The organism is Pseudomonas sp. AC172, from assembly GCF_979258595.1.
Window position 1 is genome coordinate 3,716,429 of record NZ_OZ409868.1, and the last position, 13,457, is coordinate 3,729,885.

The window sequence follows — 13,457 nt, forward strand, 5'->3', positions numbered from 1 at the left end:
CCCACCGCTTTCGCGAGCAAGCTCGCTCCCACATTGGCTGTGTACTCAGCCGTGATATCTCCACCCACAAAAAAACCGCATCGCTGCGGTTTTTTTGTGTCTGCAAGAAGCGCTTAAACGAACAGCGACAACAGCAGGATAAAGCCCAACGCGACGATGGAGAGGATGGTTTCCATCGCCGTCCAGGTCTTGAACGTCTCGGCCACGGTCATGTTGAAGTATTGCTTCACCAGCCAGAAACCGGCGTCGTTCACGTGCGACAGAATCAGCGAACCGGCACCGGTAGCCAGCACCAGCAGCTCACGGTTCACACCGGGTATCATCCCCACCACCGGCACCACAATGCCCGCGCCGGTAATGGTTGCCACAGTCGCCGAACCGGTTGCGATACGAATCACCGCTGCCACCAGCCACGCCAACAGGATCGGCGAGATCTGTGCGCTGACCGCCATGTGGCCGATCACGTCGCCCACACCGCTGGTGACCAGCATCTGCTTGAAGCCACCGCCCGCACCGATGATCAGGATGATCGCGGCGGTAGGCGCCAGACTTGCGTCCAGCCACTTGAGCATCTGCTGGGAACCGATGCCCTGCTTGTGCCCGAAGGTGTACAGCGACAGCAGCAACGCCAGCAGCAACGCCGAGATCGGGTGACCGATCATGTCCATCCAGGTGCGGAAGAAGTGACCGTCCGGCAGCGCGACGTCAGCGAAGGTTTTCAGCAGCATCAGGAACACCGGCAGCAGCACGGTGACCAGAGTGATGCCGAAGCTTGGCAGCTTGGCCGAGTCGTCGTTTTCACGGGCCAGTTGATCGACCAGTTCCTGATTCGGGTGACCCGGAATGTGCTTGGCGATGAACGTGCCGAAGATCGGACCAGCAATGATTGCAGTCGGCAGCGCAACGATCAGACCGTAGAGAATGGTCTTGCCGATGTCAGCGCCGAACACACCGATGGCCAGCAGCGGGCCCGGGTGCGGTGGCACCAGACCGTGCACGGCGGAAAGGCCGGCGAGCAGCGGGATACCGATCTTGATGATCGACACGCCAGTGCGGCGCGCAACGATGAACACCAGTGGTATCAGCAGGACAAAACCGATTTCGAAGAACAGCGGAATGCCGACAAGGAATGCGGCAAACATCATCGCCCACTGGACTTTGTCTTTACCGAACGCACGGATCAGGGTCTGGGCGATCTGATCCGCCCCGCCCGATTCGGCCATCATTTTGCCGAGCATGGTGCCCAGCGCGAGGATGATGCCGACGAAACCGAGCACGCCACCGAAGCCGTCCTGAAACGCTTTGATGATGGTGCCGACGGGCATGCCGGAGGTCAGGCCGAGGAACGCGGCGGCGATGGTCAGGGAAATAAACGGGTGCAGCTTGAACTTGGTGATCAGGACAATCAGTCCGATCACCGTGACCACTGCATCAAGCAGCAGAAACGCGTCGTGGGACATGCCAAACATGGGGGTGTCTCCTGGATTGTTGTTGTTATTAAAGCGGGTTAAACAGAAGTCGGGAGGACAGCGCTAGCTCTTTCAACACACTCATACCGCCTGTTTCAGACCGTGGGCCTGCCACCAGACGTGAGCCTGGGACGCCAGTTCTCCAACGCTGTGGATCGAAGCATTCAGGGCCAACGTCAACGGCTCGCCCTTGGGCGATTCGAGGGTGGCGAACTGGCTTTCGATCAACGTGGCCGGCATGAAGTGGCCCGGACGATGGGACACGCGCTCAGCGGCGACTTCAGGGGTCAATTCAAGAAACACGAAACCCAGGCCCGGTAAGGCACTGCGCAACACTTCGCGATAACTGTGTTTAAGGGCCGAGCAGGTCAGCACCGGGCGTTCGCCCAGCGCGTCGACGCGACGCAGTTCATCGCACAGGCTGTCGAGCCAGCCGGCACGGTCGTCGTCGTTCAGGGGGATCCCCGCGCTCATCTTTTCGATGTTCGCGGCCGGATGGAAAGTATCGCCTTCAATGGCAGTGGCGCCGCTCAATTGGCACAGGGCCTCGCTGACGCACGTCTTGCCGCAACCGGCAACGCCCATGATGACCAGGGCGGTGATGGGATGACTCATATAACACCTCAGCGCGCAGACAGCGCTACCTTTGCTAGCTATGACTCTAGTGCACAGGCAGAAGTTGCCGACGCCTTCTTGTCGTTTTTTTGGGTTGCAGCAGGTTTGTTCCCAACACCAAAAAGCGAAGATCAGGCAGGACCTCGCTTACGCATTTACAGCTGCATCAGGACAGCGCTACCTTAGTGCCTTGATTTTTGTTTGGCAAGCCGTCGATGACCACCCCTAAAAACGATAAAAATACCCGCACCACCGGCCGTCCCACCCTGAATGAAGTTGCCCGCCTGGCCGGCGTTAGCCCGATTACCGCCTCCCGCGCCTTGCGCGGTGTCAGCACCGTGGCCACCGAACTGGTGGAAAAAGTGCAGAAAGCAGCCAGTGAACTCAACTACGTAGTGAACCCTGCTGCCCGAGCGTTGGCCTCGGCGCAGAGCCATTCGGTCGTCGTGCTGGTGCCTTCGCTGTCCAACCTTCTGTTCATCGATACGCTGGAAGCCATTCATCGGGTGCTCACGCCCAAAGGCTTTGAAGTGTTGATCGGCAACTTCCACTACTCGCGCGATGAAGAAGAAAACCTGCTGCGCAACTACATGGCCTATCAGCCACGCGGTTTCTTGTTGACCGGGTTTGATCGCACGGAAAGTTCGCGGCGAATGATCGAGGCTAGCAACATTCCCTGCGTGTACATGATGGAACTGGACAGCGCCGCCGGGGTGAATTGCGTCGGCTTCTCGCAACTCAGTGCCGGTGAAACGGCGGCCGAGCATTTGCTCTCGCGAGGGCGCAAGCGTCTCGCTTATATTGGTGCGCAGCTTGATCAGCGCACGTTGTTGCGCGGTGAGGGTTTTCGCAAAGCGTTGCAGAAGGCCGGACGGTACGACCCGGATCTGGAAGTGCTGACGCCGCGCGCTTCGTCGGTGGGACTGGGTGGGGAATTGTTTTTACAGTTACTCGCCGCGCACCCGGATGTCGATGCGATCTTCTTTGGTAACGACGATTTGGCGCAGGGTGCGTTGCTCGAAGCCTTGCGCAACGGCATCAAGATTCCCGAACAGGTGGCGATTCTCGGTTTCAACGACTTACCGATGTCCGAGCACATGGTGCCGCGCCTGAGCAGCATCAACACCCCGCGTGAAGCGATTGGCCGGCGGGCGGCGGAGCAGATGCTGACGTTGATGGCCGGCAACTCGGTCGCGCGCCCGGTGGAAGACATGGGCTTTGAATTGAAGATCCGCGAAAGTACCTGACCTTCCACAGATTCAAGGTTGAAACACAATCCCTGTGGGATCTCCACCGTCGCTAGTGGCTGAGCAGGTCAACCAGGGCCAATGCGCCTTTCTGTAGCGGCTGGCTCTTGAGCCACACCGCATGCACCGGCATCACCAGTCCGTTTTCGATATTGCGGAAATTCAGACGTTTCAGCCGTCCGCTGTCCAGTCGCGCCTGCACCACCGACAGCGGGAAATTACCCCAACCCAATCCCGCCTCAACCATCTCCATCGCTGTCTCAAGACTGTCGGTGCGCCAATAAGACTCCGCCACCAATGGCCGCGTTTCACTGATCGGCAAGTCGCGACTGGCGACGATGATCTGCCGCACATGCACCAGGTCTTCAAGAAATACATTCTGCCCCTGCAATAGCGGACTGTCCGCCGCCAGCGTGGCGATCATCCGTTCGCTGCCGACAAACTGAAAACGCTCCAGCACATTCATGCTCAACCCGGCAAACGCCAAGCACACGCTGACGCGGCCACTGTGCAACATCGCCAGCACGTCATCCTGTGGTGCGGTCAGCACCTCGATATCGAGCAGCGGATGGCGCTCGGCGATCACCTTGATCGCCGCCAGCAAACGGCGCCGGTCGATGTCCGCGACCACGCCGATCGACAACTTGCTCTCCAGCCCCAGCGACAATTCCACCGCGTGCACTTGCAGGTGTTTGAGTTGCTCGGCGATCAATCGCGCATGGGGCACCAGTGACAGCGCCATCGCCGTCGGCTGTGGTTCGCGATGGCTGCGGTCGAACAGCAGATAACCGAGTTCGGCTTCAAGGTTGCCAATACCCATGCTGACGGCGGAAGGCACCCGACCTAACGCACGCGCCGCCGCCGAAAACGAGCCGCGTTCGATCACGGCAAGAAACAGCTCGATGCTGTCGCTGTTGAAATTCACCCTGAAAACCTATCAATAGAACTGAAAGTAGCTGACTTTTTCTGTCAGCCCTATTGAAGCTATCTTTCGCCGTCTTCGCCAGTCCCGCTGGCCAACAAACGGCAAGAAAGAGGCAAATCTCCATGCAAGGCGTCAAACGCAAATTGGTCTACGTGTCGCTGTACGAAGTGATCGGCATGACCTTCTCCGCCCTCGGTCTGGCGCTGTTGTCCGGCACCTCACCGGGCAGCACCGGGCCGCTGGCGGTGATCATCACCACCATCGCCGTCACCTGGAACTTCATTTACACCTCGTTGTTCGAGCACTGGGAAAGCCGCCAGGTGTCGCGCACGCGTACGGTGAAACGACGGATTGCTCACGCCATCGGTTTTCAACTGACGCTGATCGTGTTCCTGATTCCGTTGATTGCCTGGTGGATGAACATCAGTCTGGTACAGGCGTTTCTCCTGGATCTGGCGCTGATCATTTTCATCCCGTGCTACACGTTCGCCTTCAACTGGCTGTTCGACCGGATCTTCGGCTTGCCGGCCTCGGCGCTAGCGGATTCGGCGGCTGCGGCATAAATCGTTAATTGGTAAGCAGATATTGCGAAAATTCAGCGGTTTATCGGTGTAACCCCCCGATATTCACAATCCGTGAACTCCGATAGCAGGCTAAGCTTTTCCATCAATAAAAAATGGATCAGCCCATGACTGCTCATGCCCCCGCCGCCGCGCACAGCGACGGCATCGACCCGATCCGCGCCGCCCAAGTGTCCGCCCGCATCGATCGCCTTCCGGCGGTCGCGACGATTTGGCGCTTGGTGGCGCTGCTGTCAATCGGTGGTTTCTTCGAACTCTACGACCTGTTCCAGACCGCTTACATCAGCCCTGGGCTGATTCGCGACGGCATCTTTGCCACTGGCAATCAAGGCGTATTCGGTTTCTCTGATCAAGCAGCGTTTGCTTCGGCGACGTTCCTCGGCCTGTTCCTCGGCGCCAGCCTGCTCAGCCCGTTGGCAGATCGCTTCGGGCGCCGTGCGATTTTCACCTTTGCGCTGGTCTGGTACACGGTGGCGACGGTGTTGATGGGGATTCAGAGTTCAGCGCTGGGCATCATTTGCATGCGTTTTCTGGTTGGCATCGGTTTGGGTATCGAGCTGGTGACCATCGACGCCTACCTCTCGGAACTGGTACCCAAACGCATGCGCAGTTCGGCGTTTGCCTTTGCGTTTTTCGTGCAATTCCTGTCGGTGCCGGCGGTGGCGCTGATGTCGTGGTGGCTGGTGCCGCAAGCACCATTCGGCGTGTCCGGCTGGCGTTGGGTGGTGTTGGCCAGCGCAGTGTTTGCGCTGTTTATCTGGTGGCTGCGCAAGCGCCTGCCGGAATCGCCGCGCTGGCTCGCGCAGCATGGCCGCTTTGATGAAGCCAACCGAATTCTTGATGGCATCGAAGCACGATGCGAGAAGGATCACGGCAAGCCGCTGGATACGCCGGAAACCGTACCGGTCGACGTCGAAGGCAAGGGTCGTTTTGCCGATATCTGGCAGCCACCGTATCGCCGACGCGCGTTGATGCTGATTGTCTTCCACATTTTCCAGGCCATCGGTTTCTTCGGTTTCGGCAACTGGCTGCCGGCGCTGCTCTCCGGCCAAGGTGTCAGCGTTACCCACAGTTTGATGTACGCCTTCATCATCACCCTCGCCTACCCGCTCGGGCCGTTGCTGTTCGTCAAATTCGCCAACCGCTTCGAGAACAAATGGCAGATCGTCGGTTCGGCCCTCGGTGCGATGACCTTCGGCACCTTGTTCGCTCTGCAGACCAGTGCTTTCGGGCTGATCTTCTGCGGGGTCATGATCACGTTCTGCAACGCCTGGTTGAGCTTCAGTTATCACTCGTACCAGAGCGAACTGTTCCCGACCAACATTCGCGCCCGCGCCGTAGGCTTCTGCTATTCGTTCAGTCGTTTGTCGACGGTGTTCAGCAGCTTGCTGATCGGCCTGTTTCTCGACAACTTCGGCACACCGGGTGTATTGGCGTTCATCGTTAGCAGCATGCTGATCGTGATGTTGACCATCGGCTGGTTCGGCCCGCGCACACGCAATCTGGCGCTGGAGAACATTGCCCATCGTTGAGGGGAGCAACGGTCATCCTCTGCCGCTTATCGGCAAGGGATGACCGCTACGCAGACCTTATCAATGATCAACCTGTTGAAATAAAAGGACTTACTCAGAAGGCACGGTAATTGCTCTGCTACGCCAGTCAGCAATTACCTACAGGCCTACACGTCATGTTGATCAGTGCCAAACAACAGCAAATCATTCACCTGCCCAAAGCACTTAATGACGATGCCACCACCACGGCAGCGGCCGGTCTGCAAGGTGGCCTGCACGGCGCCATGCTGCAAACCCTGCAAAACCAGACCCAGGCGCAAACCGCTGAAGCCACTGCCAAGGTGCAGGACTCGGCCACGCAGATCGCCACCCAGCAAGTCAGCGAAGCAACACGCATCAGCGATAACGTCGACGAAGCCTTCGCCAAGACCCGCGTGAACCTGCAATCGACCGACGCCACCACCGCCTCGGCGAAATCCGCCACTGACGAATTCAAGGACTACATGAGCAAAACGCCGGAACAGCGTCTGCGCGACAGTATCCTGCAGTCGATGGGTCTGACCGAAGACGACATCAAAGCCATGCCGCCGGAAAAACAACTGGCCATCGGCAAAGAGATCGCCGAGCGCTTGCAGGACAAGATGAAGCTGGCGCAGGCGGAGAAAGACAACGATGTGAAGGACAGTGACAAGCAAGCGGACAAGTTTCTCGCTGCGCTGTGATTTCCAGGTCGCCTGAAATCAAATGTGGGAGCGAGCTTGCTCCCACATTGATTGTATCCAGCTGAAGAAATCAGTTCAGTTGCAGGGTTTCGTTGAACTGACTGATCGCATCCACCACATGCCGCGAGCCCTGCTGAATCTCCAGAATCACCTCCCCCGCCTCATTCGCCAGCTCCACCCCAAGCCCGGTGCGGCTCAAACTTGATTGCATACTCGACACCGCACTCAGCGACAAGTCATGGTTTTTGCGAACAACATCAACGATCTCCAGCGTCGCCTGACTGGTCCGCGCCGCGAGGCTGCGCACTTCATCCGCAACCACCGCAAAACCGCGCCCATGTTCACCGGCCCGCGCCGCTTCGATGGCGGCGTTGAGCGCCAGCAAGTTGGTCTGATCGGCAATGCCGCGAATGGTTTGAACAATGGTGCCGATGATGTCTGACTGTTTGCTCACCGCATCGATGCTCGCCGCGGCTTCGTTGAGGTCGCGGGAAATGTCCTGAATGATCTGCACGGTTTGCTGCACGACCTGTGAGCCTTTTTGCGCGCAAGCGTCGTTTTGTACCGAGGTGCTGTGGGCCGACTCTGCTGCGTTCTGCAAAGTGGTCATTTGATGGGTGATGTCGCTGGCGAACTTGACCACTTTGTACAGGCGTCCCTTGGCGTCGAACAATGGATTGTAAGACGCTTCCAGGTAAACCATCTGCCCCGACTTGTTCTTGCGCTCGAAACGATGCGAGTGATATTCGCCGCGATTGAGCGAGGCCCAGAATGCTTTGTATTGCGAGGATTCCGCTTCGCTGCGATGGCAGAACATACTGTGGTGATGCCCGACGATTTCGTTGAGCGAGTACTGCATGGTCTTGAGAAAGTTGTCGTTGGCGGCGATGACGTTGCCTTCCGGAGTGAACTCGATCACCGCCATGGAGCGGCTGATCGCTGCCAGCATGCTTTCTTCTTCATGCTCCTTGTTGATCCGCGCGGTGATGTCCGCCGCCACTTTGATCACGCTTTGAACCTGCTTGTCCGAGCCATATACCGGCATGTAACTGGCTTCGAGCCAGACTTCCCTGCCCGCCTTGTTCAAGCGCAGAAAAGTCCCGCTGATCGGTTCACCGCGAGCCAGGTCACGCCACAATCTGGCGTACTCCTCGCTGCGATAGAAAGCCTCTTCACAAAACACCCGGTGATGTTTGCCACGCACTTCATCGGCGCTGTAGCCCATGGTCTTGCAGAAGTTTTCGTTGGCATCGATAACGATGCCGTCAGGGCTGAACTCGATCATGGCCATCGAACGGCTGATCGCAGCCAACTTGGCGTTGGCTTCGGTCAGGGCGCAGCTGAAGCGCTCGATTTCCTGCAGGTCAGCCTTGTGATGTAGGTTGAACATGGTTGTATCACCTTCCGCGCGGACTTTTGATTTGATGAAAGTTCAGTTCTTTCACGATCCACCACTACGTTCCACAGAACAGGCACACGCATTCCTCCACGGGAGGAAGTTGTCAGGTGATAAATGATGATCAATCGGAGAGTCCATGCAGCGACGCTCTAATCAAGACATCCTTCTCTTGATAGCCCGCACGCGGGCCAGCCCTAACGCGTTGAAGAACTTCCATGTAAGCGACGCTCCTTGTTGGTTCAGTGTCGGTGCCTTCGGTTGCGCACTCTGGCAGCATGAATTCACGGACCAACGATGTGTTTCAGCCATGTTTTGACATGACGGTCGACATAGTTAGTTACAGGAAGCATAGCCAGCGGGAAGCCTTGCGCAAGGCCACTAGTCGGCCAGTATCTGGCACTTTTTGCACAAGAAACGGTTCAGCGCGAGGAGATTTGTTGGCGGGGCGGACGCTTTCGCGAGCAGGCTCGCTCCCACATTTGGAACGCATTCTCCTGTGGGAGCGAGCTTGCTCGCGAAGGCGCCATAAGAAGCACTACAAAAACATCAGAAATGACCTACAGACTTCCACTCACCTTGTTACCCACATCCGCAGGCACCCACGGCTTCCAGACCTGCGGCTGATCACGCAAGAACGCCTCGGCCACCACTCTCGGCTGCAAACGTTTTTCGCTCATCCCGGCCAAGGTCTGGTTCAGCAAATCAATCGGCAAATCGACCTTTTCAAAGAACGTCACCAGCTCCGGATACTGCGCCTTGAACGGCGCCGACACGCCAATCGCCAGGCTCGCTGGCATCGACCGGGTGCCCTTGGGATTCGGGTTATTGGCATCGGCCAGGGTCTTCCAGGCTTCGGCATCGAACGGCGGCTCTTCCAGTTTGACCAGTTTGAAGCGGCCGAGCAGCGGCGTCGGTGACCAGTAGTAAAACAGCACTGGCTTACCGCGTTTGATCGACGACGCCACTTCGGCATCCAGCGCTGCGCCCGAACCGGTGCGGAAGTTGACGAAGCTGTCGTTCAGCGCATAGGCCTTGAGCTTCTGGCTGTTGACGATCTCCGAGGTCCAGCCGGTCGGGCTGTTGAGGAAGCGTCCGCGAGACGGATCTTCCGGGTCGCGGAACACGTCTTTGTAGCGCGGCAGATCGGCCACCGATTGCAACTCCGGCGCCAACGCTTTGATCCCGCGTTCGGGGTCACCCTTGATCACATACTCCGGCACCCACCAGCCTTCGGTGGCCCCTTTGACCGTGTCGCCCAAGCCGAGAACCTTGCCCTCGGCGGCGGCCTTGACCCACGCCGGACTGCGCCCGGCCCATTCTTCGCCGATCACCTGGATATCGTTTTTCGCCAGTGCAGCCTCCAGGCTGACCGTGCTGCCGGGTAAGGTGTCGGTCGGGTAGCCGTAGCCTTTTTCAACGATCAGGCGCAGCACTTCGGTGATGAAACTGCCGCTTTCCCAAGTGATGTCGCCGAAGTGGATCGGCGCGGTTTTCTCCGCCGCCGAGACAGCGCCGACGCTAAGGCTCAGGGCCAACAACGACGTGCCGAGCAGGGTTTTGATCGATCTCATGCGGACCTCTTGTCTTGCAGGAATTGGTTGGCGCTGTGGCGATCGCACAACGCTTGGGAACGGCTCATGTACACGCTGACCGAGCGCTGGGAGATGCCCAGTTCGGCAGCGATTTGCGGGTAAGTCAGGCCGTCGATGCGGGCAAGCAGAAACGTCGTGCGGACCTTGTCGGGCAGGCGCTGCAAGCTGCAATCGAGGCGATTGAGGGTTTGCGATAGCGTGACGAGGTCTTCAGGCGAGACGGCGTAATCGACATCGAGCTGCTGGCGATGACGACGCTCCAGATCACCGCGCCGCCAGCGTTGATAGAGCAGGCGTTGAGCGATGGTCGTCAGCAAGGCGCGGGGGTCACGGATGGCCCTCAGTGCCGGGGCTTCAAGCAATTGGGCGAAGGTTTCGGCGGCAATGTCTTCGCTTCCAGCCACGTCGTGCAGATGACCGCGCAGATAAGCACAGAGCCAGCGATAGTGGGCGCGAAACAGATCGTCCACGGTGTTGCGATGGGAAAGCTCGGCGCCGGACATAGGGGCTCCTTGATGAGGGGTCGCTGAATGTCCGGTGTTCCGGTGGCGCGATCGTAGCAAGGCGCCTTATTCTTTAATAATATTTAAATTTCATTTTTATATTCTTTTTTGAAATATAAAAACAAAAGATCGCAGCCTTCGGCAGCGCCTGCACCGATCCCCTGCAGGAGCTGCCGAAGGCTGCGATCTTTTAGCGCAAGCGGCTATAGCCGAGTTCTTCAGCCTCGCGCTGATAATCGAGCAGGATCTGATAATCGCGCTCGCTCGCCGCAAGTACCTCAGGCAATCCCAAGGTCTGCACGACATCTGGGATTTCACCCAACACCTGATTCATCACCTGGCGCAATGTCTCAACCTGCTCATCCGAAGCACTGGCGACAGTAATGAACGGCAGGGTCGGACTGAACGCGCTGCGCGCCACCACCCGCAAGCCGCAGACTTCTTCAGGTACATGCCGGGTAAGGTAGGCGTAGGTGACACTATCGATAGCGGCCAGATCGCCAAGGTTTTCCCGCAACCAACGCAGACTCTCGCGATGGCCGCCGCTGATGCCGACCGAGGCAAAGTATCGTCCGTCCTGATTCAGTGGCGCCAAGCGCTGACGCAGCAGGTTCATGCCGCTATTGGAGTCTTCACTGTTGATCACCCCGCGACTGTCGCGGAACTCCACCAAGGTTGTGCGTGGGTCATCAGCACGGCCGAGGATCAGGCTGCAATGATTGCCGGCGCTGGCATCGGGCAGTTCGTAGCGAGGACGTCCGACGATGCGCACTTGTCCGCGCAATGCCGTCATCAGCGGGTAGCCGCAGGTTTGCGTGAGCAGCAGATCGGGCGATAACCAGAGCTCGGGTAGAGAAAGCTTTTGCGCATCAAGCCGCGACCGCCCCAAGCGTTCGAGAATGCGCGCAATCCAGCGTTCATTGGCCGCGCGGATTGGCTCGGGGGCGACGTACATCAGGAGTTCGGTGTGGTGTTGGGCCATCAGTGCTTTCCCATACAACGATTTTCCAATGTGGGAGCGAGCTTGCTCGCGAATGCGGTGTGTCATTCAAAACATTTTGGACTGATAAGCCGCATTCGCGAGCAAGCTCGCTCCCACAGGGGGACGGTAGTGTTCTTGAGATCAATGAAAGGGATGCTCGGGACTGTCGATCGGCTTGAAGCCATGGCGCCGCCAGAACTCGCCATACCCCTGCACAAGAAACCCGCCACTGCGCGCGATCCATTGCTCGCGATGCATCCGGTAAACCTTCGGCAAGTCGTACCACGCCAGCTTCGGCAAGTCGTGATGCACCAGATGAAAATTCAGATTCAGGAACAACCAGCGCCACGGCCAACCCGCTTCGTTCAACACCGTGCGCTGCTCAGGTTGCGCGTGTGGGCGATGTTCATAATAGGAGCGGATCATCGCGATCGACAGCGCTGGCACGCTGATCAGCAGCAGGTAATGCCAGACCGGCAGCACGCTGAATCGGGCGATGAACCACAGCATCAATAACGTGAACAGGCCATGGGTCAGCCACATCGACCAGGCCTGGAGTTCACCATTTTTCAGCCGCAGCAGCTCTTCTTTGGCCAGTGCCATCAGCGCCAGCGGTGCACCGATCACAAAGCGCCCGAGCACGGTTTTGTTCAACCAGTGCAAGCTGCGTTCAAACAGCGAACTGCCCTGCCAGCCAGTGCGGGTCAGGTAACGGCTTTCCGGATCGACGCCGGGCACAGTCAGATCCTCATCGCGGTGATGCAGCAAATGACTGTCGCGATACAACGTGTACGGGTACCACACGGCAAACGGCGCGTAGCCGAGGATCTTGTTGAGGCGAACCCAGCGCGTCGGATGCCCGTGCAGCAACTCGTGCTGCACCGACAGCCACAAAACCAGCAGCGGGATCAGCAACAGCGTGCTCAAGGCACGACCGAGCCAATGACTATTGAGAACAATGGCAAACCAGCCGCCATAGACGCCGATCAGCAACAGCCAGGTCGGCCATTCGGTGCGGGCGGTGAAGCGTTGGCGCAGGGTTTCGATCTGCTGACGATGGGCGGCGTCGAAGTAATGGGACATGGCGTTGCTCGGAACGGGATTCTTGCCCTTCTGTGCAACAACGCTGTGCAATCTTGCAGATTATTTTCGGGTTCAGGCAGGAGCCCGAGAACCGGGCTCCGGAAAGGTGTGATCAGTGACCGAAGATGTCGACTTTCTTGGCTTTCTTCTCTGCGCGTTTTTCAATCGCGGTCTTGGCCGGTTTCTTCTTCGCGGCTTTCTTTGAATCCATACCTTTGGACATGATGCGTACTCCACTCACAGGGGATGTAGGCTCAGGTATACACCTATCCTGTTGCCCGCGTTCTTTTATAATCGCCGCTTTCAGCGCCGACAGTCCGATCCCATGCCCGACACCCAATACAGCCTGCTCGACGAGCCGTTATGGCCGTTGATGAACAAGTTTTACCGCAGCCACCAGTCCTCGATGAAAGCGGTTCGCGATGCGCAATTGTGGGTCGCGCGGCGTGGCGAGATTGTTGCCGCGTTGTGTTTGCGGCCAGTGGCGGGCGGGCATTGGTTGACCGGCTTGTTTGTTGATCCGGGGTGTCGCGAACAAGGGCTTGCCGCGCAGTTGATTGCAGCAGCAGTGAAAGAGGTGAGCGAGCCGGTGTGGCTGTTCTGCCATCCGGATTTGCGCGAGTTTTATGAACGGCGCGGGTTTACGTTCGACCCGGCGCTGCCCCAGGCGATGGCGGAACGCTTGAGCCGCTATGCGCGAAGCAAGCCGATGATTGCGATGGAACTGAGACCCTCTCAATCGTGATGTGCAACGCAAAACCAATGTGGGAGCGAGCCTGCTCGCGAAAGCGGTGTATCAGTCACAGAATCTGTCACTGATCTACCGCT

At 58.2% G+C, this 13,457-nt stretch carries 13 protein-coding genes and 1 pseudogene; 5 read left to right on the forward strand and 9 right to left on the reverse strand.

Annotation, left to right across the window (positions count from 1 at the left end; all coding sequences use genetic code 11):
* Positions 1 to 113: 113 nt before the first annotated feature.
* Both ACZ0A4_RS16765 and ACZ0A4_RS16770 read right to left on the reverse strand, forming a co-directional pair.
* Entirely contained in the window at positions 114 to 1,469 is a 1,356-nt protein-coding gene (locus ACZ0A4_RS16765) for a GntP family permease (RefSeq protein ID WP_463575641.1), read from the reverse strand.
* Between the two features lie 81 nt (positions 1,470 to 1,550).
* Positions 1,551 to 2,084: a gluconokinase gene (locus tag ACZ0A4_RS16770; protein WP_463575642.1), complete on the reverse strand. Its 534-nt coding sequence runs from the start codon at positions 2,082 to 2,084 to the stop codon at positions 1,551 to 1,553.
* A 215-nt stretch (positions 2,085 to 2,299) separates the two neighbouring features.
* Here ACZ0A4_RS16770 and gntR point away from each other — a divergent pair, with 215 nt between their 5' ends.
* A complete protein-coding gene (gene gntR / locus ACZ0A4_RS16775) occupies positions 2,300 to 3,331 on the forward strand; it encodes an HTH-type transcriptional regulator GntR (protein ID WP_463575643.1) in 1,032 nt (343 codons plus the stop codon).
* Between the two features lie 52 nt (positions 3,332 to 3,383).
* On the opposite strand, the gene ACZ0A4_RS16780 is transcribed toward gntR, so the two are convergent.
* On the reverse strand, positions 3,384 to 4,256 hold the full coding sequence (locus ACZ0A4_RS16780) for a LysR family transcriptional regulator (protein WP_463575644.1): 873 nt from the start codon (positions 4,254 to 4,256) through the stop codon (positions 3,384 to 3,386).
* A 122-nt stretch (positions 4,257 to 4,378) separates the two neighbouring features.
* Between ACZ0A4_RS16780 and ACZ0A4_RS16785 the strand changes: the two genes are divergently transcribed.
* The 3 genes from ACZ0A4_RS16785 to ACZ0A4_RS16795 all read left to right on the forward strand — a co-directional run bounded on the left by ACZ0A4_RS16785 (position 4,379) and on the right by ACZ0A4_RS16795 (position 7,070).
* Positions 4,379 to 4,819, forward strand: coding sequence for a PACE efflux transporter (locus ACZ0A4_RS16785; RefSeq protein WP_463555454.1), 441 nt, complete (start codon positions 4,379 to 4,381; stop codon positions 4,817 to 4,819).
* Positions 4,820 to 4,944: 125 nt separating this feature from the next.
* Positions 4,945 to 6,369: an MFS transporter gene (locus tag ACZ0A4_RS16790; protein ID WP_463575645.1), complete on the forward strand. Its 1,425-nt coding sequence runs from the start codon at positions 4,945 to 4,947 to the stop codon at positions 6,367 to 6,369.
* Between the two features lie 155 nt (positions 6,370 to 6,524).
* Positions 6,525 to 7,070 carry a hypothetical protein gene (locus ACZ0A4_RS16795; protein ID WP_141126134.1) on the forward strand — a complete coding sequence of 182 codons (546 nt, stop codon included), beginning with the start codon at positions 6,525 to 6,527 and terminating at the stop codon, positions 7,068 to 7,070.
* 70 nt (positions 7,071 to 7,140) lie between these two features.
* Here the strand turns inward: ACZ0A4_RS16795 and ACZ0A4_RS16800 are convergent, their stop codons facing one another.
* The 6 genes and pseudogenes from ACZ0A4_RS16800 to ACZ0A4_RS16825 all read right to left on the reverse strand — a co-directional run bounded on the left by ACZ0A4_RS16800 (position 7,141) and on the right by ACZ0A4_RS16825 (position 12,629).
* Positions 7,141 to 7,680 (reverse strand): methyl-accepting chemotaxis protein, encoded by a 540-nt coding sequence (locus ACZ0A4_RS16800; RefSeq protein ID WP_224789345.1) that lies wholly within the window; start codon positions 7,678 to 7,680, stop codon positions 7,141 to 7,143.
* Between the two features lie 3 nt (positions 7,681 to 7,683).
* A pseudogene (locus tag ACZ0A4_RS16805) lies at positions 7,684 to 8,460 on the reverse strand (PAS domain-containing protein); the annotation flags it as partial.
* Between the two features lie 566 nt (positions 8,461 to 9,026).
* Entirely contained in the window at positions 9,027 to 10,040 is a 1,014-nt protein-coding gene (locus ACZ0A4_RS16810) for an ABC transporter substrate-binding protein (protein WP_463575646.1), read from the reverse strand.
* Positions 10,037 to 10,564 (reverse strand): sigma-70 family RNA polymerase sigma factor, encoded by a 528-nt coding sequence (locus ACZ0A4_RS16815; RefSeq protein ID WP_463575647.1) that lies wholly within the window; start codon positions 10,562 to 10,564, stop codon positions 10,037 to 10,039. The genes ACZ0A4_RS16810 and ACZ0A4_RS16815 overlap by 4 nt, the downstream gene beginning before the upstream one ends.
* A 190-nt stretch (positions 10,565 to 10,754) precedes the next feature.
* Positions 10,755 to 11,546: a phosphate/phosphite/phosphonate ABC transporter substrate-binding protein gene (locus tag ACZ0A4_RS16820; protein ID WP_463575648.1), complete on the reverse strand. Its 792-nt coding sequence runs from the start codon at positions 11,544 to 11,546 to the stop codon at positions 10,755 to 10,757.
* Positions 11,547 to 11,687: 141 nt separating this feature from the next.
* Entirely contained in the window at positions 11,688 to 12,629 is a 942-nt protein-coding gene (locus tag ACZ0A4_RS16825; RefSeq protein WP_463575650.1) for a fatty acid desaturase, read from the reverse strand.
* 325 nt (positions 12,630 to 12,954) lie between these two features.
* On the opposite strand from ACZ0A4_RS16825, the gene ACZ0A4_RS16830 reads away from it, so the two are divergent.
* Positions 12,955 to 13,374: a GNAT family N-acetyltransferase gene (locus ACZ0A4_RS16830; RefSeq protein ID WP_463575652.1), complete on the forward strand. Its 420-nt coding sequence runs from the start codon at positions 12,955 to 12,957 to the stop codon at positions 13,372 to 13,374.
* Positions 13,375 to 13,457: the final 83 nt, after the last annotated feature.

Coding starts and splice junctions, on each gene's coding strand:
- ACZ0A4_RS16765 (WP_463575641.1), bottom strand. CDS start 1,469: ATGTTTGGCATGTCCCACGACGCGTTTCTGCTGCTTGATGCAGTGGTC.
- ACZ0A4_RS16770 (WP_463575642.1), bottom strand. CDS start 2,084: ATGAGTCATCCCATCACCGCCCTGGTCATCATGGGCGTTGCCGGTTGC.
- gntR (WP_463575643.1), top strand. CDS start 2,300: ATGACCACCCCTAAAAACGATAAAAATACCCGCACCACCGGCCGTCCC.
- ACZ0A4_RS16785 (WP_463555454.1), top strand. CDS start 4,379: ATGCAAGGCGTCAAACGCAAATTGGTCTACGTGTCGCTGTACGAAGTG.
- ACZ0A4_RS16790 (WP_463575645.1), top strand. CDS start 4,945: ATGACTGCTCATGCCCCCGCCGCCGCGCACAGCGACGGCATCGACCCG.
- ACZ0A4_RS16795 (WP_141126134.1), top strand. CDS start 6,525: ATGTTGATCAGTGCCAAACAACAGCAAATCATTCACCTGCCCAAAGCA.
- ACZ0A4_RS16800 (WP_224789345.1), bottom strand. CDS start 7,680: ATGACCACTTTGCAGAACGCAGCAGAGTCGGCCCACAGCACCTCGGTA.
- ACZ0A4_RS16810 (WP_463575646.1), bottom strand. CDS start 10,040: ATGAGATCGATCAAAACCCTGCTCGGCACGTCGTTGTTGGCCCTGAGC.
- ACZ0A4_RS16815 (WP_463575647.1), bottom strand. CDS start 10,564: ATGTCCGGCGCCGAGCTTTCCCATCGCAACACCGTGGACGATCTGTTT.
- ACZ0A4_RS16820 (WP_463575648.1), bottom strand. CDS start 11,546: ATGGCCCAACACCACACCGAACTCCTGATGTACGTCGCCCCCGAGCCA.
- ACZ0A4_RS16825 (WP_463575650.1), bottom strand. CDS start 12,629: ATGTCCCATTACTTCGACGCCGCCCATCGTCAGCAGATCGAAACCCTG.
- ACZ0A4_RS16830 (WP_463575652.1), top strand. CDS start 12,955: ATGCCCGACACCCAATACAGCCTGCTCGACGAGCCGTTATGGCCGTTG.